The sequence below is a fragment of the Pseudomonas sp. R25(2017) genome (assembly GCF_002112565.1).
In the GTDB taxonomy this organism is placed as follows: domain Bacteria; phylum Pseudomonadota; class Gammaproteobacteria; order Pseudomonadales; family Pseudomonadaceae; genus Aquipseudomonas; species Aquipseudomonas ekonensis.
Genome location: NZ_NEHZ01000006.1, coordinates 51417 through 73192, shown reverse-complemented (window position 1 = coordinate 73192; position 21776 = coordinate 51417). Strand labels below are relative to the sequence as shown.

The window sequence follows — 21776 nt, the reverse complement described above, 5'->3', positions numbered from 1 at the left end:
TCGAAGGCGACTGGCTGCGCGCGTCTTTATGGGCTACCATTTTCGCAAATGAACATTTATGTTCGATTTCCAAACAGAAAACTAAAAGATCCCGAGGCCCGCCGATGCCCACTTCTACCTTGCCTACGCCCCCTCTATCCGAGGTCTACGACATCGCCGTGATCGGCGGCGGGATCAATGGCGTGGGGATCGCAGCGGATGCCGCCGGTCGCGGCCTCTCGGTGTTCCTTTGCGAAAAGGACGACCTGGCCAGCCACACCTCTTCGGCCAGCAGCAAGCTGATCCACGGCGGCCTGCGCTACCTCGAACATTACGAATTCCGCCTGGTGCGCGAAGCCCTGGCCGAACGCGAAGTGCTGCTGGCCAAGGCGCCGCACATCGTCAAGCCGATGCGCTTCGTGCTGCCGCACCGCCCGCACCTGCGTCCGGCCTGGATGATCCGCGCCGGCCTGTTCCTGTACGACCACCTCGGCAAGCGGGAAAAGCTCGCCGGCTCCAAGAGCCTGAAGTTCGGCGCCGACAGCGCGCTGAAGAGCGAAATCAGCAAGGGTTTCGAATACTCCGACTGCTGGGTCGATGACGCCCGCCTCGTCGTGCTCAACGCCATGGCCGCCCGCGAGAAAGGCGCGCACATCCACACCCAGACCCGCTGCGTCAGCGCCCGCCGCACCAAGGGCCTGTGGCACCTGCACCTGGAACGCGCCGACGGCAGCCTGTTCTCGATCACCGCCAAGGCCCTGGTGAACGCCGCCGGCCCATGGGTCGCCAAGTTCATCCGCGACGACCTGAAGATGGAATCGCCTTACGGCATCCGTCTGATCCAGGGCAGCCACATCATCGTGCCGAAGCTGTACGAAGGCGATCACGCGCACATCCTGCAGAACGAGGACCAGCGCATCGTCTTCACCATTCCGTACCTCAACGGCCTGACCCTGATCGGCACCACCGACCGCGAATACACCGGCGACCCGGCGCAGGTGGCGATCACCGACGGCGAAACCGATTACCTGCTCAAAGTGGTCAACGCCCACTTCAAGAAGCAGATCGGCCGCGAAGACATCCTGCACACGTATTCGGGCGTACGTCCGCTGTGCAACGACGAGTCCGACAACCCGTCGGCCGTGACCCGCGACTACACCCTGGCGCTGTCCGGCGGCAGCGAAGAGGCGCCGCTGCTGTCGGTGTTCGGCGGCAAGCTGACCACCTACCGCAAGCTGGCCGAGTCGGCGATGGCGCAACTGATGCCGTACTTCACCCAGATGCGCCCGAGCTGGACCGCCGGCGCCACCCTGCCGGGCGGCGAAGACATGACCACCCCGCAGGCGCTGTGCGCGCTGATCCGCGACAAGTACGACTGGGTGCCGACCGAGATCGCCCGTCGCTGGGCCACCACCTACGGCAGCCGCACCTGGCGCATGCTCGAAGGCGTGGAGACCCTGACCGACATGGGCGAGCACCTGGGCGGCGGGCTCTACACCCGCGAAGTCGATTACCTGTGCAGCGAAGAGTGGGCCACCAGCGCACAGGACATCCTGTGGCGCCGCAGCAAGCTGGGCCTGTTCACCACCGCCGACGAGCAGCAGAAGCTGGCGGCCTACCTGAACAAGGTCGAGCAGAACCGCAGCAAGACCGAAGCGGCCTGATCCGGGCAGCGCTCAAACGAAAGCCCCTGAATCGCAGGATTCAGGGGCTTTTTTGTGCCTCGTCAGTCAGCCAGGTGCAGCAGCAGGAAATCGATGAACGCCCGGGACTTGTGCGGCAGGTGCGCGGTGTTGGGGAACACCACGTTGATCGACTGCGACGGCAGCGCATGATCCGGCAACAAACGGACCAGGCGACCGCTGGCGATGTCGTCCTCGACCACCCAGCCCGGCAGCACCGACACGCCGAGCGACGACAGGGTCATCGAGCGGATCGCCGTGGAGGAGTTGGATTCGAAATGGCTGGTGCCGTGAATCTCGCTGCCGATGCCTTGGGCATCGCGCAAAAGCCATTGGGTCGGCGCCTGCAGATTGCTGTTTGCGATCCACGGCACGCCGTTCAGGTCCTGGGGCTGCGCCACAGGATGACGCTCCAGGAACGCGGGCGTGGCGACCAGCACGATGTCGTAGTCTGCCAGCTTGCGGCTCTTGAACGCCGAGTCGGCCAGGTTGCCGAGGCGTATCACCAGATCAAGTTTTTCGGCCACCAGATCATTCAACGAAGAGTTGAAGTTATAGCTCAGGCGCACTTCCGGATAACGTTCTATAAACAAGGGAATCAACGGCAATATATAGCGCTCGCCATATTCGCTGGTCGAACTGATTCGTAACTTTCCGGACACCCGGTTATTGCCCTTCAATACATTGTCAAAGGCATTGTCGATATCCGCGACAATGCCTTTGAACTCTTCATAGAAGTCTTGGCCTATTTCAGTCAGCGATATGCTGCGGGTGTTGCGGATCAGCAGGGTCGCCGAAAGAACTTCCTCCAGCGCCTTGACATGCAGGCTGGCCATGGCTTTGCTGATACTCAGGTAATTCGCGGCCTTGGTGTAGGAGCCGAAATCGACCACCGCGAGAAATGTCTGAACCCGATTAAGATGAGAATGCATGGCGGTAGAGTTCACTGTTCAATCCTTTCAAACATTGTTTTAAGCATAGTCGTATCGACACCCCAAGTCCATCGCCCCTATGCTTGACGGGAAAGAGGAAACAACATGAACTATCGCTACAAAATCGCGCTGATCTTTCTGATCGGCTTTTTTATTGACTGCATAAACATATTCATGTCGGCCGTGGCCTTGCCGAGCATATCGGCAACTTTGCAGGTCAGCAGTTCTTCCGTGGCCTGGGTGGCGAACGCCTACATTCTGGGCCTGACCCTGATCATTCCCGTCAGCACCTGGCTGGCCGGCCGCTTCGGCAGCCGCGAGATCCTCACCCTCTCGATGCTGGTGTTCACCGGTTCCGTGTGGATGTGCGGCCTGGCCGACAGCTTCCATGAACTGGTGATCTGGCGCTTCGTCCAGGGCATCGGCGGCGGCCTGCTGATTCCGGTGGGCCAGGCGTTGACCTTCAACCTGTTCCAGGGCGAACAGCGGGCCAAGATCTCGACGATGGTGATGGCCGTGGCCCTGATCGCCCCGGCGATTTCGCCCACCGTCGGCGGCATCATCGTCGACACCAGTTCATGGCGCTGGGTGTTCTACAGCAACATCCCGTTCTCGCTGATCGCCGCCGGCCTGTCGTGGTTCTGGATCCGGGAGACCAAACCGACCAGCCTGGCCCGCCCCGACATCGTCGGCCTGCTGCTGGTCAGCGCCGCCCTCGGCAGCCTGCTGATGGGCATGTCGCTGTACGGCGGCGACTACCCGGCCGCCACCGCCCTCGCTTGCCTGGCGGCGGGCCTGATGTTCGTCGCGCTGTACCTGCTGCACTACCGCCGCACCCGCGACGCGATCATCGACCTGAGCCTGCTGCGCAGCAAAAGGCTCAGCACCTCGATCTTCATCTATTACGCGATTCCCGGCGTGTTCACCGGGGTCAACCTGATGAGCATCTTCTTCCTGCAGAACACCCTGCATTTCAGCGCCCGCCTGACCGGGATGTTCATGATCCTCTACGCCGCCGGCGCGTTCATCGCGATGACGGTCTGCGGCCGGGTCTACAACCGGGTCGGCGCCAAGCGCCTGTTCACCCTCGGCATGCTCCTGCACAGCGCCGGCATCGCCACCCTGATGCTGGTGGACGCGCCGACGGACACCTGGGTGATCGTGATCGCCTACTGCCTGATGGGCACCGGCGGCGGCATCGGCGCCAACACCGCGCAGACCACGTCGCTGATGGACTTCAAGGGCGGCGACACGCACAAGGCCAGCGTGATCTGGAACATCAACCGGCAGATGTCCTTCAGCGTCGGCGCGGCCCTGTTCCTGATGATCTACAACCTGCTGCTCAAACAGCTCGACTCCACCCCGGCCTATCACGCGACCTTCGCGATCGCCGCGCTGGCCGGGCTGTTCCCACTGTTCCACATGAGCCAACTGAACCCTCCAAAGGAATGCCATGAACAACAACCCGGTTGAACAAGCGCGCCACAGCGTCCATCACGTGCATGAGCTGATCCACCGTGTCTTCACCGATGCCGACGGCACCGGCGAAGCCGCCATCGCCCCGCTGATGGATGTCTTCACCGAAGACTTCAGCATGGTCACCACCTCCGCCGCCGTGGTCGGCCGGGCCCAGGTCGAACAACTGTTCAAGGGCGCGGTCGGCGCCCGTCCGGGCCTGGAGATCGTCATCAGCGACCTGCACACCGTCTGGCGCGAAGGCGCGACCGTGGCCCTGCGCTACAAGGAAACGCATCACCAGAACCAGCGCGAGACCTCGCGCATTTCCGTGGCGATCCTGCGCGTGCACCACCACAGCACCCAATGGCTGTACCTGCACGAAACGCCTTTGCCCCAGGAAACCCCGGCATGAAGTTCACCGTCACCCACTGCCGGATGCTGTCGGCGTCCATCAAGGAAATCACCGTCAGCGGCCCGGCGGCCCCCGCCGCCTCGGCCCATGCCGGTGCCCATTTCAAATGGCGGATGCCTGAATCCGGCGACTGGCGCCACTACTCGACGGTGGAGCTGGACGAGGCCGCCGAAGGGCGTTTCACCTTTGCCGTCCGCCTCTCGGACGACTCGCCCAGCAGCCGCTACATCCGCTCGCTGAAGGTCGACGACACCGTCGAGCTCGACGGCCCGTTCAACACCTTCGACTACCCGCTCAGCGTCGAGGCCGGCCGGGACATCGCCATCGCCGGCGGCATCGGCATCACGCCGCTGACCGGCATCCTGCGCCACCTGACGGCGCTGGAGCGCACTGCGCACCTGCACTACTTCGCCCGCAGCGCCGAGGACGCGGCCTACGCCGACGACCTGCGCACGCTGCTGCAGGATCGGATGAACCTGCACCTGTCCGGCCAGCGTCCGGCGCTCGGCCAAGTGCTCGCCGACCTCACCCCCGAGGACCGCCTGTACGTCTGCGGCCCGGCCGCGATGCTCAGCGAAATCCTGAGCCACGCCCAAAGCGCCGGCCTGCCCCGCGAGCGCATCCACCTGGAAGTGTTCAACCTCGCCAAGGACGACGGTGCGCAAGGCTTCACGGTCGAGGCCGCCGAGTCCGGCGTGAGCCTTGAGGTCGGCCCCGGCCAGACCCTGCTCGAAGCCCTGGAGGCCGCCGGCCTCGATCCGATCTACGACTGCCGCCGGGGCGAGTGCGGCGTCTGCGCGCTGGACGTGCTCGAAGGCGACGTCGATCACCGCGATTTCATCATGAGCGAACAAGAAGCGGCCTGCAGCGCACGGATGTATCCCTGCGTCTCCCGGGCGAAGAGCTCCCGCCTGAAGCTGGCGATCTGAAGAGGACACCCCCGTTGGACAACTATTTCAATGGCAGAGAAGTGCACAAGTCTCTGTTCCTTGATCAGCGACTTTTCGAACAGGAACAGCAGCGGGTGTTTGCCGCCAGCTGGTGCTACCTGGGCCACGACAGCCTGATCCCCGAGGCCGGCGACTACTTCACCGCCACCCTCGCCGCCCAGCCGTTGGCCATGGTGCGCCAGAAGAACGGCGACATCGTGGTGCTGCACAACCGCTGCCCGCACAAGGGCGTGAAGGTGCTGGCCGAAGCCCGCGGCAACGTCGGCCGCTTCATGCGCTGCCCGTACCACGCCTGGACGTTCAAGACCGACGGCGAGCTGATGAGCATCCCGGTGAAGAAGGAATACGACGACTGCGACCTGAGCAGTTGTTCGGCCGGCAAAGGCATGCGCCAGGTGGCGGCGGTACGCAACTACCGTGGTTTCGTGTTTGTGCGCCTGAACGAGACCGGCATCGGCTTCGAGGAATTCTTCGGCGAGTCGCTGTCGACCCTAGACAACATGGTCATGCGCTCGCCCAAGGGCGAACTGCGCGTGGTCGGCCAGCCGCTGCTGCACCGCCACCGCTGCAACTGGAAGATGGTGGTCGACAACCAGACCGACACCTGCCACCCGATGATCGCCCACGAATCCTCGGCCGGCGAAGCCATCCGCCTGTGGAAGGAAACCGGCGACCAGAACCTTCCGGTGCCGATGGCGGTGGAGCTGTTCTCGCCGTTCATGGGCTCCTATGAATTCTTCGCCGGCATGGGCATCCGCGTCTGGCCCAACGGCCACGGGCACACCGGGGTCAGCAACTCGATCCACAAGGCCTACACCAGCATTCCCGGCTACTGGGACCTGATGGTCGAGAGCTACGGCGAAGAACAGGCCCAGGCGATCCTCGACGACACCCGGCACAACACCGTCTATTTCCCCAACCTGATGGTCAAGGGCCCGATCCAAACCCTGCGGGTGATCCGCCCGGTCAGCGCGACGGAGACCATCGTCGAGTCGTGGATCTTCGAACTGCAAGGCGCCCCGGTGCAGTTGCTCGAACGGACCGTGCAGTACAACAACCTGATCAACTCACCGTGCTCGATGGTCGCCCACGACGACGTGGAGATGTACGAGCGCGCCACCGAGGGCCTGCGCAGCGACGCCAACGAATGGGTCAACGTCGCCCGCCTGTTCGCGCCGGGCGAGGCCCACGACGAGACCCGCGTGGTGTCCGGCACCAGCGAACGGGCGATGCGCAACTTCTACGACCACTGGCAAAACCTGATGCGGGACGACCATGCACGAACCCACTGAACGGGCCGTCGAGCGCTTGCTCGAGACCGAAATGCACCTGCTCGACCAACAGGACTTCGACGCCTGGCAAAAGCTGCTGAGCGACGACTACACCTACTGGATCCCCATGACCCGTGAGCAGCAGAGCCCGCTGCACGAGTCCTCGCTGGTGTACGAAGACCGCTTCCTGACCACCCTGCGCATCAACCGCCTGGCCAATGCCCGCAACTTTTCCCAGCAGCCGAAAAGCCGCTGCCTGCACATCGCCCAGCGGCCACGGATCACCGTCGAGGAGCCGTCCTACAGCGCGACCGCCAGCTGCAACCTGATGTACTGCGAGGCCCGCGGCGATCAGGAATGGCACTACCCCGTCACCGTCGAGCACCGGCTGATCCACCTCGACGGCCAGTGGAAGATCCAGGGCAAAAAGATCCTGCTGCTCAACCCCGCCCGCGCCCTCGAAAGCCTGCAACTCATCATCTGACCGACCGAGAATTCCCCCTGTGACTCCCATGAACAACGACTCCAGCCAGGGCGCCGCGTGCCTGTCTTTCCCCTACGTCGACCTGCTGTACGACTACGGCCAGTTCCTGCGCAACGCCGACAAGGCCATCGGGCATCTGCCGCCTGAAAGCGCCGACAAGCACATCGGCATCATCGGCGCCGGCCTGACCGGGCTGGTGGCCGCCTATGAACTGCTGCGCGCCGGCGCCCGCCGCGTGACCCTGTTCGAAGCCGAACCGAGCCACATCGGCGGCCGCCTGCTGACCCAGTGCTTCGACGAAGAGCAACCGCAGTTCATCGCCGAGATGGGCGCCATGCGCTTCCCGCCGAGCGAGGTGGGGCTGTTCCATTACCTCAACCGCTTCGGCATCCACACCACCAACACCTTTCCCGACCCGGGCGTGGTCGACACCGAACTGCACTACCGCGGCGAAACCCACCACTGGCCGGCGATGCAGCCGCCGCCGGCGCTGTTCCGCACCGTGCACCAGGGCTGGAGCGCGTTCCTGAGCGAGGGCGCGACCCTGGACGACGGCACCCGCCTGGCCCCGCCCCTGCTGCTGACCGAACTGCTCAAGCAGCACAACTACTGCGAAGTGCAGCCGGAATGGCAACGCTACCTGGACTGCTTCGGCGACAGCTCGTTCTACTCGGCGATGGTGCGCATCTTCACCGGCAAGAACCCGCCGGGCGGCAAGGCCTGGCGCAAGCCGGAGGACTTCCACCTGTTCGGTTCCCTGGGGATCGGTTCCGGCGGCTTCCAGTCGGTGTACCGGGCGTCCTTCACCGAGATCCTGCGCCTGGTGGTCAACGGGCTGGAGGTCAACCAACGGCTGGTGCCCAACGGCATCTCGACGCTGGCGGAACTGATCGCCGACACCTCGTTCAACGGCATGCAGCTGCGCGACATGATCTGCCGCACCCGCATCGAATCGATCGACAAGGATGCGGACGGCCAGATCCTGCTGGCCGGCAGCAACGGCGAGACCTACGCCTGCGACCGAGTGATCACCACCGCCACGACCCGCGCCCTGCAGGTCAACCTCAAGCTCACCCAGGACCAGACGTTCGTGAACCGCGACGTGGCCCGGGCGATCAACGAAACCCACATGGTCGGCTCGTCGAAACTGTTCATCCTCACCAAGGACAAGTTCTGGCTCAAGCATGGCCTGGCGCACAACATCCAGACCGACACCCTGGTCAAGGGCGTGTACTGCCTGGACTACGCCCCGCAGGATCCGGATTCCTGGGGCGTGGTGCTGATCAGCTACACGTGGGAGGACGACTCGCACAAGATGGTCTCGATGACCGACAAGGTGCAGCGCTGCCTGCGCCTGGTGGACGAGCTGGCGATGAGCGCGCCGGAGTTCGCCCGCCACCTGGTGCCGCTCAACGGCGACTACGGGCGCTACGTGCTCGAATACGATTGGCTGACCGACAAGCACGCCCTGGGCGCGTTCAAGCTGAACTTCCCCGGCGACGACATCTATTCCGAGCGCCTGTTCTACCAGTTCCGCACCGCCCTCGACGCCAGCCAAGACACCGGCCTGTACCTGGCCGGCTGCGGCGCCTCGTTCACCGGCGGTTGGGCCGAAGGCTCGATCCAGACCGCCCTGAACACGGCCTGCGCGGTGATCAGCAGCCTGGGCGGCGACCTGATCGACGGCAATCCCCTGGACGGCCTGATGCCCCAGTACCGCTATTGCTGACCGGGCCCCTCTCCCTTTCGCCGAGACTTTCCATGAACAGTCGCTTATCCATTGAACACCTCGTCGCCGGTTTCCGCGCCGGCGACCTCTGCCCCGACGCCTGGCGGCAGGACCTGCGCGAACGGCACCAGGACGCGCAGCACCTGAACAGCTTCATCACCTTCGACCCGGCATCGCCTGCGGCGGACCGCAGCGCACCGCTCTACGGGCTGCCGGTGTCCTTCAAGGACAACATCAATGTCCGTGGCCTGCCGACCACCGCCGGCACGCCGGGCCTGAATGGTTACGTGCCGCAGGCGGACGCGGGCATCGTGGCGGATCTGCGCCGGTTGGGTGCGCAGGTCGTGGGCAAGAACAACATGCACGAACTGTCGTTCGGCGTGACCTCGGCCAACCACGCCCATGGCGCGGTGGCCAACCCGGCCGACGAGCGCCGCAGCGCCGGCGGCAGCAGCGGCGGTTGCGCCGCTGCCGTGGCCGCCGGGCTGGTGCCGTGCGCGGTGGGCACCGACACCGGCGGTTCGGTGCGCATCCCGGCGGCCTTCTGCGGGATCGTCGGCCTGCGGCCCACCACCGGCGCCTACCCGGTGGACGGCATCGTGCCGGTCTCCCAGACCAAGGACACCCCGGGCCTGCTGACCCGCACCGTGGAAGACTGCCAGTTCGTCCACCATTACCTGACCGGCCGCGGCCCTGCCCCACAGCCGGAAAACCGGCCGCTGCGCATCGGCATTCCGGAACGTTTCTTCTGGTCGGACCTGGATGACAACGTGCGCCGCGACTGCCGGCGCGCGATCGACGCGCTGGCCGACCGGGGCGCGGAGATCGTGCCGGTCAACGACGCGGCCCTCGGCGAGATCAACGAGTGCATCCAGTTTCCGTTGCCGATCTATGAGTTCTTCATCGACTTCCCGCGTTTCCTGATGAAGGAAGGGCGCGGCGGGGCGTTCCTCGACATCCTCGCGCAGATCGCCGACCCGGCCATCCGCAGGACCCTCACCGCCCAGCTGGAAAGCCCGGCGATCTCCTACACCGACTACGTGCAGGCATTGATGGGCAAAGTGCGGCTGGAGCAGGAATACCGTGCGCTGTTCGCCGGGAATCGGCTGGATCTGATCGCCTACCCGACGGTGGCGTGCAGTGCGCCGCTGTTGGGCGATTGCGCGGACGAAAGCCATTTCGAGCGGTTCGTGCGCAACACCGACCCGGCCAGCAACCTGGCGGCGCCGAGCATCAGCGTGCCGGTGGCGGCCGAAGGGGCGCTGCCGGTGGGCCTGTCGTTCGATGCGTTGCCGGGGCAGGACGAGGTGCTGCTGGCGCACGTACGCCGGCTGTCGCCCTGGCTGGGCACCAGCTGAACCCAGCCCCTGTGGGAGCGGGCTTGCCCGCGAAAGCGGTGCATCGGCCATCAGGGATGTCACTGATGCACCGCACCCTCCATAACAATACCTATGCAGGCCCCGCCATGCGTGCCACATCACTTGCTTCATCCGCTTCACCCGCCGCACTCGAACGTTCGCCCTCGGTGCTCGGCGGCGCCATGATCATCGGCGGCACCATCGTCGGCGCCGGCATGTTCTCCTTGCCGGTGGTCATGTCCGGGCTGTGGTTCCACGGCTCGGTCGCGGTGCTGCTGTTCGCCTGGTTCTGCACCCTGCACTCGGGCCTGATGATCCTGGAGGCCAACCTCAACTACCACGAAGGCGCCAGCTTCTCGACCATCACCCGGGATCTGCTCGGCCGCACCTGGAACCGACTCAACGGCCTGAGCATCGTGTTCGTGCTCTACACCCTGACCTACGCCTACATTTCGGCCAGCGGTTCGGTGATCCACCACACCGCGCAATCGATGGGCGTCGAGCTGTCCGCACGGGTCGCCGGCCTGGGGTTCACCGTGCTGGTGGCCTTCACCGTCTGGCTCAGCACCTCGGCGGTGAGCCGCATGACCACCCTGGTGTTCGGCGCCAAGATCCTCGCGTTCTTCCTGACCTTCGGCGGCCTGCTCGGCCATGTGCAGCCCGTCACGCTGCTCGACTCGGACGCCGGCGACCACCGCTACTGGCCGTATCTCTTGGTGACGCTGCCCTTCTGCCTGACCTCGTTCGGTTTCCACGGCAACGTGCCCAGCCTGATGAAGCACTACGGCAAGGACCCGCGGCGCATCCGCGCCTGCCTGGTGGGCGGCACCCTGATCGCGCTGGGCCTGTACCTGGTGTGGATGCTGTGCAGCATGGGCAACATCCCCCGCGAAGCGTTCAAGGACATCGCCCGGCAAGGCGGCAACATCGACGTGCTGATCAGTGCCCTGGGCTCGCGGCTCGACAGCGCGAACGTCGACCTGCTGCTGACGTTCTTCTCCAACTTCGCCGTGGCCTGTTCGTTCCTCGGCGTGACCTTGGGCCTGTTCGACTACCTGGCCGACGTGCTGAAGTTCGACGACCGCCCCGCCGGCCGCCTGAAGACCGCCGCCGTCACCTTCCTGCCACCGATGCTGTGCGGGTTCCTGTGGCCGGAGGGCTTCCTCCACGCCATCGGTTTCGCCGGCCTCGCCGCCACCGTCTGGGCGGTCATCACCCCGGCGCTGCTGGCACGTGCTTCGCGCATCCGCTTCCAAAGCCCGCGCTACCGGGTGTGGGGCGGCACGCCGATGATCGCGCTGGTGCTGCTGTTCGGGGTGGCCTGCGCGGTGTCGCACCTGCTGTACACCCTGGATCTGTTGCCGGTGTGGCGCTGATCCTTTGCCATTCGGTTTTCCGAACGCGACCCGACGGTCGGTTCGGTTAACCGGATCAGAAAGGCAAAAAAACGCCATCACAAAAAGTTAATCCCCAATCAAATCAATGAGTTGAACCAGCGCAACTGGTCTGGCACGACTCATGCTCTACACTCTTCCGACGAATGCCTGCCGTGCCGACACGACAGGAGCCGTCAGGCATTCGAAGCACAAAAGGGCCCGCTCAACCGGCTCCATAAAAAAAACAATGTCGAGGAAAATTTGATGCGCATCGTTCCCCATATCCTGGGCGCAGCCATTGCTGCCGCTCTGATCAGCACACCAGTTTTCGCCGCCGAGCTCACCGGCACCCTGAAGAAGATCAAAGAGTCGAACACCGTCACCCTGGGTCACCGCGACGCCTCCATTCCGTTTTCCTACATCGCCGACGCCTCCGGCAAACCGGTCGGCTACTCCCATGACATCCAACTGGCCATCGTCGAAGCCCTGAAGAAGGACCTGGACGCGCCGAACCTGCAGGTCAAGTACAACCTGGTGACCTCGCAGACCCGCATCCCGCTGGTGCAGAACGGCACCGTGGACGTCGAGTGCGGCTCCACCACCAACAACGTCGAGCGCCAGCAGCAGGTCGACTTCTCCGTCGGCATCTTCGAGATCGGCACCCGTCTGCTGTCCAAGGCCGGCTCCCAGTACAAGGACTTTCCGGACCTGGCCGGCAAGAACGTCGTGACCACCGCCGGCACCACGTCCGAGCGCATCCTCAAGGCGATGAACGCCGACAAGCAGATGAAGATGAACGTCATCTCTGCCAAGGACCACGGCGAATCCTTCCAGATGCTGGAGTCGGGCCGCGCCGTCGCGTTCATGATGGACGACGCCCTGCTGGCCGGCGAAGCCGCCAAGGCCAAGAAGGCTTCCGACTGGGCCGTGACCGGCACGCCGCAGTCCTACGAGATCTACGGCTGCATGGTCCGCAAGGACGACGCGCCGTTCAAGAAGGCCGTGGATGACGCCATCGTCGCCCTGTACAAGTCCGGCGAGATCAACAAGATCTACGACAAATGGTTCCAGTCGCCGATCCCGCCAAAAGGCCTGAACCTGAACTTCCCGATGAGCGATGAACTCAAGGCCCTGATCGCCAACCCGACCGACAAAGCGGCTGACGACAAGAAGTCCTGATTTCTGACTAACCTTATCCCCTGAAAGGGCCACGGCCCTTTCAGGGGATGGTCACTCCCTGCTGGCACATTTTTGGAACACTCGAACCGGTGGCTGTCGAGCCGATCGTGTGTGCCCGACGTTCGGTCGGGGCGGGAACGGAGTTTCCCCAGGCGGGCACTTGTACATGATCGAATCCGAGGGGAGACCCTAATGAATTACAACTGGGACTGGGGCGTGTTCTTCAAGTCCACCGGCGTGGGCAGCGAGACTTATCTCGACTGGTTCATCTCCGGCCTGGGCTGGACCATCGCCATCGCCATCGTCGCGTGGATCATCGCCCTGCTGCTCGGCTCGCTGCTGGGCATCATGCGCACCGTGCCGAACCGCATCGTTTCGGGCATCGCCACCTGCTACGTCGAACTGTTCCGCAACGTGCCGCTGCTGGTTCAGCTGTTCATCTGGTACTTCCTGGTGCCCGACCTGCTGCCGCCGGACCTGCAGGAGTGGTACAAGCAGGACCTGAACCCGACCACCTCGGCCTACCTGAGCGTCGTCGTGTGCCTGGGCCTGTTCACCGCCGCCCGGGTGTGCGAGCAGGTACGCACCGGCATCCAGGCGCTGCCGCGCGGCCAGGAGTCCGCCGCCCGCGCCATGGGCTTCAAACTGCCGCAGATCTACTGGAACGTGCTGCTGCCCCAGGCCTACCGGATCATCATTCCGCCGCTCACCTCGGAATTCCTGAACGTGTTCAAGAACTCCTCCGTGGCGTCCCTGATCGGCCTGATGGAGCTGCTGGCCCAGACCAAGCAGACCGCCGAGTTCTCGGCCAACCTGTTCGAGGCCTTCACCCTGGCCACCCTGATCTACTTCACCCTCAACATGAGCCTGATGCTGCTGATGCGACTGGTCGAGAAGAAAGTCGCCGTGCCGGGCCTGATCTCCGTAGGGGGTAAATGATGGAATTCGATTTCAGTGGCATCGTCCCGGCCATTCCCGGCCTGTGGAACGGCATGCTGATGACCCTCAAGCTGATGGCCCTGGGCGTCGTCGGCGGCATCGCGCTGGGCACCGTGCTGGCGTTGATGCGCCTGTCCCACAACAAGGTGCTGTCGAACGTCGCCGGCGCCTACGTCAACTACTTCCGCTCGATCCCGCTGCTGCTGGTGATCACCTGGTTCTACCTGGCGGTGCCGTTCGTGCTGCGCTGGATCACCGGCGAAGACACCCCGATCGGCGCGTTCACCTCCTGCATCGTGGCGTTCATGATGTTCGAGGCGGCGTACTTCTGCGAAATCGTGCGGGCCGGCGTGCAGTCGATCCCCAAGGGGCAGATGGGCGCCGCCCAGGCGCTGGGCATGACCTACGGCCAGATGATGCGCCTGATCATCCTGCCCCAGGCGTTCCGCAAGATGACCCCGCTGCTGCTGCAGCAGAGCATCATCCTGTTCCAGGACACCTCGCTGGTCTACACCGTGGGCCTGGTGGACTTCCTCAACGCCTCGCGCGCCGGCGGCGACATCATCGGCCGCTCCAATGAGTTCCTGATCTTCGCGGGTCTCGTCTACTTCATCATCAGCTTCGCCGCCTCGCGGTTGGTCAAGCGTCTGCAAAAAAGGTTCGCCGTATGATCTCTATCAAGAACGTCAACAAGTGGTATGGGGACTTCCAGGTGCTGACCGACTGCAGCACCGAGGTCAAGAAAGGTGAGGTGATCGTGGTCTGCGGCCCTTCGGGCTCGGGCAAGTCGACCCTGATCAAGTGCGTCAACGCGCTGGAGCCCTTCCAGAAGGGCGACATCGTGGTCGACGGCACCTCCATCGCCGACCCGAAGACCAATCTGCCGAAACTGCGTTCGCGCGTGGGCATGGTGTTCCAGCACTTCGAGCTGTTCCCGCACCTGACCATCACCGAGAACCTGACCATCGCGCAGATCAAGGTGCTGGGCCGCAGCAAGGAAGAAGCCACCAAGAAAGGCCTGGCGCTGCTCGACCGCGTCGGCCTCTCGGCCCACGCCCACAAGCATCCGGGCCAACTGTCCGGCGGCCAGCAGCAGCGCGTGGCGATCGCCCGTGCGCTGGCGATGGACCCGATCGTCATGCTGTTCGACGAACCGACCTCGGCCCTGGATCCTGAAATGGTCAACGAAGTGCTGGACGTGATGGTGCAGCTGGCCCAGGAAGGCATGACCATGATGTGCGTGACCCACGAAATGGGCTTCGCCCGCAAGGTGGCCGACCGCGTGATCTTCATGGACGCCGGCAAGATCATCGAAGACTGCCCGAAAGAGGAATTCTTCGGCGACGTGAGCCAGCGCTCGGAGCGCGCGCAGCACTTCCTCGAGAAAATCCTGCAGCACTAAGGAGCACCGCTGACCCTGTGGGAGCGGGCTTGCCCGCGAAGAGGCCGGAACATTCAACCTCACCGTTGACCGATCCACCGCCTTCGCGGCAAGTCCGCTCTTCTAGGGGCTGATTTGTGTTGTGGTTGACCCAAGGCATCTGTGATGAAATGCGACCCCAATCTCTATCGCGCAGCGCCGCCGTCACTTGCCGTGAAACCCCGTCTGATCCGCCATCTGTTCCTGCCGCCGCTGGTCATCGCCCTGATGGTCGGCCTGGGCTGCCTGGGCTTTTGGACCAGCGAGCACTTCGGCATCCGCAGCCTCGGCGAGAACGGCCAGCGCCAGCTGGAACTGCACGCCCGGGCGGTCGAAAGCGAGATCAGCAAATACACCTACCTGCCGAGCCTGCTGGAGCTTGAGACCAGCGTCTCGCAGCTGCTCGACGACCCGACCCCGGAACACCGGCAGACGGTCAACGATTACCTTGAAGGCCTGAACCGGCGCAGCCGCAGCCGGGCCATCTACGTGATGGACACCACCGGCCGGGTCATGGCCACCAGCAACTGGCGCGACGTCGACAGTTACCTGGGCGAAGACCTGTCCTTCCGCGCCTATTTCCAGAACGCCGTGCGCGGCCAGCCCGGCCGTTTCTACGGCATCGGCAGCACCAACGGCGAACCCGGCTACTACCTGGCCCACGGCCTGGAGGAGCACGGCAAGATCATCGGCGTGGCCGTGGTCAAAGTGCGCCTGGAAGCCATGGAGGAACGCTGGCAACGGGCGCGGCTGGAGGCGTTCGTCAGCGACGAGAACGGCATCATCATTCTCTCCAGCGACCCGGCCCGGCGCCTCAAGTCCGTGGTGCCGCTGAGCGACGAGACCAAGGAAAAGCTCGCCCGCAGCCTGCAGTACTACTGGTTCCCGCTCAACGAACTGCAACCGCTGGCCCGCGAGACCCTGGCCGAAGGCGTGGAGAAGCTCACCTTCCCGGCCAACAGCGAACTGGGCAGCGACGAAGAGAGCATCAGCTACCTGGCGCAGACCCGGCCGCTGAGCGACACCCCGTGGAACTTCACCCTGCTCACGCCGTTGCAGGACCTGCGCCGCGAAGCCATCAACCAAGGCATCCTGGTGGCCGTCGCGTTTGCGCTGGTGGCGTTCCTGCTGATCGCCTGGAACGAACGGCGCAAGGTGATCGCCACCCGCCTCGCCGCCCGCGAAGCCTTGCAGGAAGCCAACAATCAGCTGGAGCGACGGATCGCCGAACGCACCGCCGACCTGCGCGCCAGCAACGACCGGCTCAAGGGCCAGATCCGCGAACGGCGCCAGGCCGAGGAAACCCTGCGCCGGGCCCAGGACGAACTGGTGCAGGCCGGCAAACTGGCGGCCATCGGCCAGATGTCCACCAGCATCGCCCACGAACTGAACCAGCCGCTGGCGGCGATGCGCACGCTGTCGGGCAACACCGTGCGTTTCCTTGAGCGCGGCCAGCTCGACGTGGCCAGCACCAACCTCAAGACCATCAACGACCTGATCGACCGCATGGGCCGGATCACCGCCAGCCTGCGCTCGTTCGCCCGCCGCGGCGACGACAAGGGCCGCGCCAGCCTGGGCAAGGCCGTGGACGCGGCGCTGCAGGTGCTCGGCGCCCGCCTGGAGAACACCGCCCTGCAACTGCACCGCCGGTTCGACGACGTGCAGGTGCAGATCGACCAGACCCGCCTGGAGCAGATCCTGGTCAACCTGATCGGCAACGCGCTGGACGCCATGCAGGCGCAGCCGCTGCCGGCGCTGTGGCTGGAAGGCGAAACGTTCGACGGCAAGTACCGCCTGCGGGTGCGCGACAACGGCCACGGCATCGACGCCGAGGCGCGCAAGCACCTGTTCGAGCCGTTCTTTACCACCAAACCCGGCGAACAGGGCCTGGGCCTGGGCCTGACCCTGTCCGCCAGCCTGGCCGCCGCCACCGGCGGGCACCTGGGCGTCGAACACCCGGCCGACGGCGGCACCGCCTTCGTCCTCAGCTTGCCGTTGGCAGGCACTCCACCTGACGAGCCGATATGAACAACGACCTTAGTGTGCTGATCGTCGAAGACGACCCCCATGTGCTGCTCGGCTGCCAGCAGGCCCTGGCCCTGGAGGACATTCCCTGCATCGGCGTGGGCAGCGCCGAAGAGGCGCTGGCGCGGGTCGGCGACGACTTCGCCGGGATCGTCATCAGCGACATCCGCCTGCCGGGCATCGACGGCCTGGAGCTGCTGACCCGGCTCAAGGCCCGCGACCGCAGCCTGCCGGTGGTGCTGATCACCGGCCACGGCGACATCTCCATGGCGGTGGGCGCGATGCAGAAAGGCGCCTACGACTTCATGGAGAAACCGTTCTCCCCGGAACGCCTGGTGGACGTCGCCCGCCGCGCCCTGGAGCAGCGCAGCCTGGCGCGGGAGGTCTCGTCGCTGCGCCGGCAACTGGCCGAGCGCGATTCCCTTGAGGGCCGGATCATCGGCCGCTCGCCGGCCATGCAGAACCTGCGCGAACTGATCGCCAACGTGGCCGACACCTCGGCCAACGTGCTGATCGAAGGCGAGACCGGCACCGGCAAGGAACTGGTCGCCCGCTGCCTGCACGACTTCAGCCGGCGCCACGGCAAGGCCTTCGTCGCCCTCAACTGCGGTGGCCTGCCGGAAAACCTGTTCGAAAGCGAAATCTTCGGCCACGAGGCCAACGCCTTCACCGGCGCCGGCAAGCGCCGCATCGGCAAGATCGAGCACGCCGACGGCGGCACGCTGTTCCTCGACGAAGTGGAGAGCATGCCGCTGCCGCTGCAGATCAAACTGCTGCGGGTGCTGCAGGAACGCACCCTGGAGCGGCTGGGCTCGAACCAGAGCGTGGCGGTGGATTGCCGGGTGATCGCCGCCACCAAATCGGACCTCGACGAATCGAGCAAGGCCGGGGAATTCCGCAGCGACCTGTACTACCGGCTCAACGTGGTGACCCTGGAACTGCCGCCTTTGCGCGAGCGCCGCGAAGACATCCTGCAGCTGTTCGAGCACTTCCTGCAGCAGTCGTCGCTGCGCTTCGACCGCACGGCGCCGGAGCTGGACAACCAGACGCTATCGAGCCTGATGAGCCACGACTGGCCGGGCAACGTGCGCGAACTGCGCAACGTCGCCGAACGCTTCGCCCTGGGCCTGCCGGCCTTCAAGAAGTCCGGCGCCGGCAGCGCCGGCCAGGGCCTGGCGTTCGCCGAAGCGGTGGAAGCCTTCGAGCGCAACCTGCTGGGCGATGCGCTGCAGCGCAGCGGCGGCAACCTGACCCAGGCAAGCCAGGAACTGGGCATGGCCAAGACCACGCTGTTCGACAAAGTGAAAAAGTACGGCCTGAGCCATTAAGCGAGATCACAGTGGACCTGATTCTGAAAGCGGCAATCGGCGCGGCGGTGGTGGTGATCCTCGCCGCGCTGTCCAAGACCAAGAACTATTACATCGCCGGGCTGGTGCCGCTGTTTCCCACCTTCGCCCTGATCGCCCACTACATCGTCGGCAAGGGCCGCTCGATCGACGACCTGAAGACCACCATCGTGTTCGGCATGTGGTCGATCATTCCGTACTTCGTCTACCTGGCGACGCTGTACGTGATGGTCGACCGGATGCGCCTGGAGGCCTCCCTGGCCGTGGCGGCGGTGGCGTGGCTGATGGCCGCGACAGTGCTGGTCAGCGTCTGGGTGCGCCTGCACAGCTGACCCCGGCCCAGGAGCCGGCCGGCGCGGTCTCAGCGGCCGTAGGCCTGATCGAGCTGCGCCGGCGTCAGCGCATCCTCGAACGGCACCGGCACCGACTTCACCGCACCGTAGAGGTTGCGGTAGCGCCAGTAGTCGCCGCTGCGCTGCAACTGGTAACCGCGCTCCACCACCCGCTGCCCGTCGAGCACGTAGCGCAGGGTTTCCTGGGCGGCGGCCGGCGCCGGCGTCAGCGCAAGGTCGGTGGCCAGCACGCGCATGGCCTCGTCGATGCAGGCGTCGAGGGCGGCGGTGACCCGGGCCAGCTCAAGGCTGCCGTCGTCGATGCACTGCTGCCCGCAGCGGCGGAACGGCTGGCTGGCCACTTCGATGCTCATGCGGTACAGCGCCGAGCCGGCGATGTCCTGGATCTGCACCTGGTTGACCAACAGAAAGCTGCCGCGGTCGGCGGTCAGCATCAGCCGGGGTTCGATCAACAGGCGCGCCGTGACCTGGCCCTCGCCCTGCTTGAGCCCCGCCGCCTGCGAAGCCTGCGTGAAGCGGCGTTGCAGGCGCTCCTGCACCGGGATGCCGGCCAGCAGGTCGGCCATCGGCCGGGACTCGTTGAACGCCGCCTTCTGCGCATCGCGCTGCAAGGTGCCGCTGCCCATCTGGGTATTGATCAGGCTGGCGACCATGATGCCGGCCAACCCCGCGCTATTGCCGGAGCTGGCGACCAGGTTGTGGCTGGAGGACTGGGCCTTCAGCGCGGCCTTGGCATCGATCACCGTGCTGGCGCCGACGAACTCCGGCGGCACCTGCACCTCGACCTTCAGCCCGTGGGCCTGCACGTAGGGCAACGCGGTCGGGTCATTGAAGCCTGCCGGCGGCAGCGGCTTCTGCGCGCATCCGGCCAGCGTCAGCAGGGCCAGCGCAAGGCCCGCCGCCATGCGGTGCCTCATTGCGCGAACGGGCTGATCATTTGCTGACGGCTGTCGTCCATGGCCTGGTAGAAGGCGTTGGAGAGGTTGGCGTAGTTCGGCTCGTCCCACTCGCCCTGGGCGGCCTGGGTCACGGTGAACGGCTTGAACCACAGCAGCCGGTTGTCCGAAAGGTCCACCACCATGCCCTCCCCGCTCACATGGGCCATCGGCGCGCTGGTCGGCACGATGCTGTAGTAGCTGCGGACGGCGCCGGTGGCGTACACGTTCACCAGCACCAGACGGTCGACACCGTAGGCGGCCTTGAGCGACGTCAGGTCGCGGGTCATGTAGCCCTCGCGGAACGACATTTCCTTGTAGGACGCGATGTTCAGCGGCTCTTCGATGCGCTTGGCCTTGTAGCCCTTGGCCTGCAGCTTGGCGACGATCGCCTCCGGCAGGGTGTTGAAGTCGCGCACCTGCCAGGTCTCGACGTTGTCGCTGAGCTTGCTGTTGACGCCCTTGTTGATGGCCAGGTCCAGCAGGCCCTGATTGCCGGTCAAGGCCAGCACCGGTACGGGCACGGCGTTGATCGCCACGCCGATGGTTGGCTCCTTGGCGTCCCAGAACTGGTTGTCCAGCGCCACGGGCGGTTGCACGTGGGCGCAGCCGGTGAGCGTCAGGCAGGCGAGCAGCGTCAACGCAGCCCAGGTGCGGAAAGTGCGGTACGTCATGAATCAAGTCCCTATGCGTGAAATCATCGCGGCCCTTGCGGCAGCGGACAGACGGCAATAGTGGCACATTGATACTTTTTTGACGACCGAAAATTGGCGCGCCCGCCCGATTCACGCCCTGCCGCCCGGTCAAAGCAGGTTGCTGCCCGCCGCCGGTTCGATCTGCGCCCAGTGCGAGGCGTCCTCGCGGTGCGCCTGCAGGTACGGCAGCACCGCCGCCAGCAACGGCGCCTTGAACGCCTCCTGGAAACGGTGGGCCAGGCCCGGAATCAGCCGCAATTGGCTGCCCTGGATATGCGCCGCCAGGTGCACGCCGTGCATCACCGGCAGCAGCGGGTCGGCGGTGCCGTGCACCACCAGGGTCGGCACGCGCAACCGGTTGAGCAGCGCCACCCGGCTCGGCTCCGCGAGGATCGCCATGATCTGGCGCTTGACGCCTTCGGGGTTGAACGCCCGGTCATAGGCCACCGCCGCCTGTTGCAGCAACACCTGCCGGTCGTCTTTCACCGTCGGGCTGCCGAGGGCCGCCAGCAGGTCGGCCTGCTGCTCCAGCGCCACCTCGCGGCTCGGCGCCCCGCGCCGCGACAGCAACTGCACCAGCGCCGCGCTCGGCGCCGGCAAGCCTTCGGCGCCGGAGCTGGTCATGATCAGGGTCAGGCTCTCGACCCGCTGCGGCGCCATGTCCGCCAGGTGCTGGGCGATCATCCCGCCCATGCTCGCCCCCAGCACATGGAACCGCTCGACGTGCAGCGCATCCATCAGGCCCAGCGCGTCGTCGGCCATGTCGGTCAGGCTGTAGGGCGCCGACACCGGCAGACCGAGCTTGTAGCGCAGCACCTCGAACGTCAGGTTGGCCTCGGCCGGCGCCTGCCGCCAAGCGGACAGCCCCACGTCGCGGTTGTCGTAGCGGATCACCCGAAAGCCCTGCTGACACAGGGCGACCACCACCTCGTCGGGCCAATGGATCAACTGCCCGCCCAGGCCCATCACCAGCAGCAGCGCCGGATCCGACGCCCGGCCGATGCTCTGGTAGGCCAGGCTCACCTGCGCCAGGTCGACCCGCTCGGTCGCAACGTTCACATCGCAACGCGAGGCGGCCCATGAAGGCAGGCCGAACACCAGCGCGGCCAGCAATAAAAATACACGCATGAAAAACACCGAAACGCAGAACCCCAGTAGAGCGCGAGTCTGATGAAGTTTGTTCAAGCGCGCTGCCACAGTTGCGTGACAGTTTGATGAAGGGCGCCGAACGGTCTTCCGGGCGTTATCCAGAC

Annotated in this window: 20 protein-coding genes; 16 read left to right on the top strand and 4 right to left on the bottom strand. The window is 65.2% G+C overall.

Going from position 1 to position 21776, the window contains the following annotated elements:
* Positions 1 to 104: 104 nt before the first annotated feature.
* A complete protein-coding gene (gene glpD, locus CAG31_RS09410; protein WP_085580210.1) occupies positions 105 to 1643 on the top strand; it encodes a glycerol-3-phosphate dehydrogenase in 1539 nt (512 codons plus the stop codon).
* A gap of 62 nt (positions 1644 to 1705) precedes the next feature.
* Here the strand turns inward: glpD and CAG31_RS09405 are convergent, their stop codons facing one another.
* Positions 1706 to 2593, bottom strand: a complete 888-nt coding sequence (locus CAG31_RS09405) for a LysR family transcriptional regulator (protein WP_085580208.1) — start codon at positions 2591 to 2593, stop codon at positions 1706 to 1708.
* Between the two features lie 105 nt (positions 2594 to 2698).
* Between CAG31_RS09405 and CAG31_RS09400 the strand changes: the two genes are divergently transcribed.
* From CAG31_RS09400 to CAG31_RS09330, 15 genes are all read left to right on the top strand, one after another.
* A complete protein-coding gene (locus CAG31_RS09400) occupies positions 2699 to 4066 on the top strand; it encodes an MFS transporter (protein WP_085580206.1) in 1368 nt (455 codons plus the stop codon).
* Positions 4047 to 4463 carry a DUF4440 domain-containing protein gene (locus CAG31_RS09395; protein WP_085580204.1) on the top strand — a complete coding sequence of 139 codons (417 nt, stop codon included), beginning with the start codon at positions 4047 to 4049 and terminating at the stop codon, positions 4461 to 4463. Before CAG31_RS09400 ends, CAG31_RS09395 begins: the two co-directional genes overlap by 20 nt.
* Positions 4460 to 5392, top strand: coding sequence for a PDR/VanB family oxidoreductase (locus CAG31_RS09390; protein WP_085580202.1), 933 nt, complete (start codon positions 4460 to 4462; stop codon positions 5390 to 5392). Before CAG31_RS09395 ends, CAG31_RS09390 begins: the two co-directional genes overlap by 4 nt.
* A 41-nt stretch (positions 5393 to 5433) precedes the next feature.
* Positions 5434 to 6705 (top strand): aromatic ring-hydroxylating dioxygenase subunit alpha, encoded by a 1272-nt coding sequence (locus CAG31_RS09385; protein ID WP_256575519.1) that lies wholly within the window; start codon positions 5434 to 5436, stop codon positions 6703 to 6705.
* The gene (locus CAG31_RS09380) at positions 6689 to 7168 is read left to right on the top strand and encodes an aromatic-ring-hydroxylating dioxygenase subunit beta (RefSeq protein WP_085580198.1); all 480 of its coding nucleotides are present in this window, start codon (positions 6689 to 6691) and stop codon (positions 7166 to 7168) included. The genes CAG31_RS09385 and CAG31_RS09380 overlap by 17 nt, the downstream gene beginning before the upstream one ends.
* Before the next feature lie 28 nt (positions 7169 to 7196).
* Positions 7197 to 8897, top strand: a complete 1701-nt coding sequence (locus CAG31_RS09375; protein WP_085580196.1) for an NAD(P)/FAD-dependent oxidoreductase — start codon at positions 7197 to 7199, stop codon at positions 8895 to 8897.
* A gap of 32 nt (positions 8898 to 8929) precedes the next feature.
* Entirely contained in the window at positions 8930 to 10255 is a 1326-nt protein-coding gene (locus CAG31_RS09370) for an amidase family protein (protein ID WP_085580194.1), read from the top strand.
* Positions 10256 to 10362: 107 nt separating this feature from the next.
* Complete coding sequence (gene mtr, locus CAG31_RS09365; protein WP_085580640.1) at positions 10363 to 11631, top strand: tryptophan permease; 1269 nt, start codon at positions 10363 to 10365, stop codon at positions 11629 to 11631.
* Between the two features lie 264 nt (positions 11632 to 11895).
* On the top strand, positions 11896 to 12810 hold the full coding sequence (locus tag CAG31_RS09360) for a glutamate/aspartate ABC transporter substrate-binding protein (RefSeq protein WP_085580192.1): 915 nt from the start codon (positions 11896 to 11898) through the stop codon (positions 12808 to 12810).
* A gap of 192 nt (positions 12811 to 13002) precedes the next feature.
* Positions 13003 to 13749 (top strand): amino acid ABC transporter permease, encoded by a 747-nt coding sequence (locus CAG31_RS09355; RefSeq protein WP_016773392.1) that lies wholly within the window; start codon positions 13003 to 13005, stop codon positions 13747 to 13749.
* Positions 13749 to 14420, top strand: coding sequence for an amino acid ABC transporter permease (locus CAG31_RS09350; protein WP_085580191.1), 672 nt, complete (start codon positions 13749 to 13751; stop codon positions 14418 to 14420). Before CAG31_RS09355 ends, CAG31_RS09350 begins: the two co-directional genes overlap by 1 nt.
* Positions 14417 to 15151, top strand: a complete 735-nt coding sequence (locus CAG31_RS09345) for an amino acid ABC transporter ATP-binding protein (protein ID WP_085580189.1) — start codon at positions 14417 to 14419, stop codon at positions 15149 to 15151. Before CAG31_RS09350 ends, CAG31_RS09345 begins: the two co-directional genes overlap by 4 nt.
* Positions 15152 to 15295: 144 nt before the next feature.
* Positions 15296 to 17197, top strand: a complete 1902-nt coding sequence (locus CAG31_RS09340; protein ID WP_085580187.1) for a sensor histidine kinase — start codon at positions 15296 to 15298, stop codon at positions 17195 to 17197.
* Positions 17194 to 18522 carry a sigma-54 dependent transcriptional regulator gene (locus tag CAG31_RS09335; RefSeq protein ID WP_085580185.1) on the top strand — a complete coding sequence of 443 codons (1329 nt, stop codon included), beginning with the start codon at positions 17194 to 17196 and terminating at the stop codon, positions 18520 to 18522. Before CAG31_RS09340 ends, CAG31_RS09335 begins: the two co-directional genes overlap by 4 nt.
* Before the next feature lie 20 nt (positions 18523 to 18542).
* Positions 18543 to 18872, top strand: coding sequence for a GlpM family protein (locus CAG31_RS09330; protein WP_170929942.1), 330 nt, complete (start codon positions 18543 to 18545; stop codon positions 18870 to 18872).
* A gap of 29 nt (positions 18873 to 18901) precedes the next feature.
* Here CAG31_RS09330 and CAG31_RS09325 read toward each other — a convergent pair whose 3' ends face one another.
* The 3 genes from CAG31_RS09325 to CAG31_RS09315 all read right to left on the bottom strand — a co-directional run bounded on the left by CAG31_RS09325 (position 18902) and on the right by CAG31_RS09315 (position 21651).
* Positions 18902 to 19798 carry a hypothetical protein gene (locus CAG31_RS09325; RefSeq protein ID WP_256575518.1) on the bottom strand — a complete coding sequence of 299 codons (897 nt, stop codon included), beginning with the start codon at positions 19796 to 19798 and terminating at the stop codon, positions 18902 to 18904.
* 8 nt (positions 19799 to 19806) lie between these two features.
* A complete protein-coding gene (locus CAG31_RS09320; protein WP_085580179.1) occupies positions 19807 to 20502 on the bottom strand; it encodes a hypothetical protein in 696 nt (231 codons plus the stop codon).
* A gap of 129 nt (positions 20503 to 20631) precedes the next feature.
* Entirely contained in the window at positions 20632 to 21651 is a 1020-nt protein-coding gene (locus tag CAG31_RS09315) for an alpha/beta fold hydrolase (RefSeq protein ID WP_085580177.1), read from the bottom strand.
* Between the last annotated feature and the right edge of the window lie 125 nt (positions 21652 to 21776).

What these genes read in the sequence shown, in the direction of transcription:
- CAG31_RS09345 (WP_085580189.1), top strand. Translation starts at nt 14,417, where the DNA reads ATGATCTCTATCAAGAACGTCAACAAGTGGTATGGGGACTTCCAGGTG.
- mtr (WP_085580640.1), top strand. Translation starts at nt 10,363, where the DNA reads ATGCGTGCCACATCACTTGCTTCATCCGCTTCACCCGCCGCACTCGAA.
- CAG31_RS09320 (WP_085580179.1), bottom strand. Translation starts at nt 20,502, where the DNA reads ATGACGTACCGCACTTTCCGCACCTGGGCTGCGTTGACGCTGCTCGCC.
- CAG31_RS09350 (WP_085580191.1), top strand. Translation starts at nt 13,749, where the DNA reads ATGGAATTCGATTTCAGTGGCATCGTCCCGGCCATTCCCGGCCTGTGG.
- CAG31_RS09355 (WP_016773392.1), top strand. Translation starts at nt 13,003, where the DNA reads ATGAATTACAACTGGGACTGGGGCGTGTTCTTCAAGTCCACCGGCGTG.
- CAG31_RS09405 (WP_085580208.1), bottom strand. Translation starts at nt 2,593, where the DNA reads ATGCATTCTCATCTTAATCGGGTTCAGACATTTCTCGCGGTGGTCGAT.
- CAG31_RS09400 (WP_085580206.1), top strand. Translation starts at nt 2,699, where the DNA reads ATGAACTATCGCTACAAAATCGCGCTGATCTTTCTGATCGGCTTTTTT.
- CAG31_RS09375 (WP_085580196.1), top strand. Translation starts at nt 7,197, where the DNA reads ATGAACAACGACTCCAGCCAGGGCGCCGCGTGCCTGTCTTTCCCCTAC.
- CAG31_RS09360 (WP_085580192.1), top strand. Translation starts at nt 11,896, where the DNA reads ATGCGCATCGTTCCCCATATCCTGGGCGCAGCCATTGCTGCCGCTCTG.
- CAG31_RS09380 (WP_085580198.1), top strand. Translation starts at nt 6,689, where the DNA reads ATGCACGAACCCACTGAACGGGCCGTCGAGCGCTTGCTCGAGACCGAA.
- CAG31_RS09315 (WP_085580177.1), bottom strand. Translation starts at nt 21,651, where the DNA reads ATGCGTGTATTTTTATTGCTGGCCGCGCTGGTGTTCGGCCTGCCTTCA.
- CAG31_RS09335 (WP_085580185.1), top strand. Translation starts at nt 17,194, where the DNA reads ATGAACAACGACCTTAGTGTGCTGATCGTCGAAGACGACCCCCATGTG.
- CAG31_RS09325 (WP_256575518.1), bottom strand. Translation starts at nt 19,798, where the DNA reads ATGGCGGCGGGCCTTGCGCTGGCCCTGCTGACGCTGGCCGGATGCGCG.
- CAG31_RS09370 (WP_085580194.1), top strand. Translation starts at nt 8,930, where the DNA reads ATGAACAGTCGCTTATCCATTGAACACCTCGTCGCCGGTTTCCGCGCC.
- CAG31_RS09390 (WP_085580202.1), top strand. Translation starts at nt 4,460, where the DNA reads ATGAAGTTCACCGTCACCCACTGCCGGATGCTGTCGGCGTCCATCAAG.
- glpD (WP_085580210.1), top strand. Translation starts at nt 105, where the DNA reads ATGCCCACTTCTACCTTGCCTACGCCCCCTCTATCCGAGGTCTACGAC.
- CAG31_RS09395 (WP_085580204.1), top strand. Translation starts at nt 4,047, where the DNA reads ATGAACAACAACCCGGTTGAACAAGCGCGCCACAGCGTCCATCACGTG.
- CAG31_RS09340 (WP_085580187.1), top strand. Translation starts at nt 15,296, where the DNA reads ATGAAATGCGACCCCAATCTCTATCGCGCAGCGCCGCCGTCACTTGCC.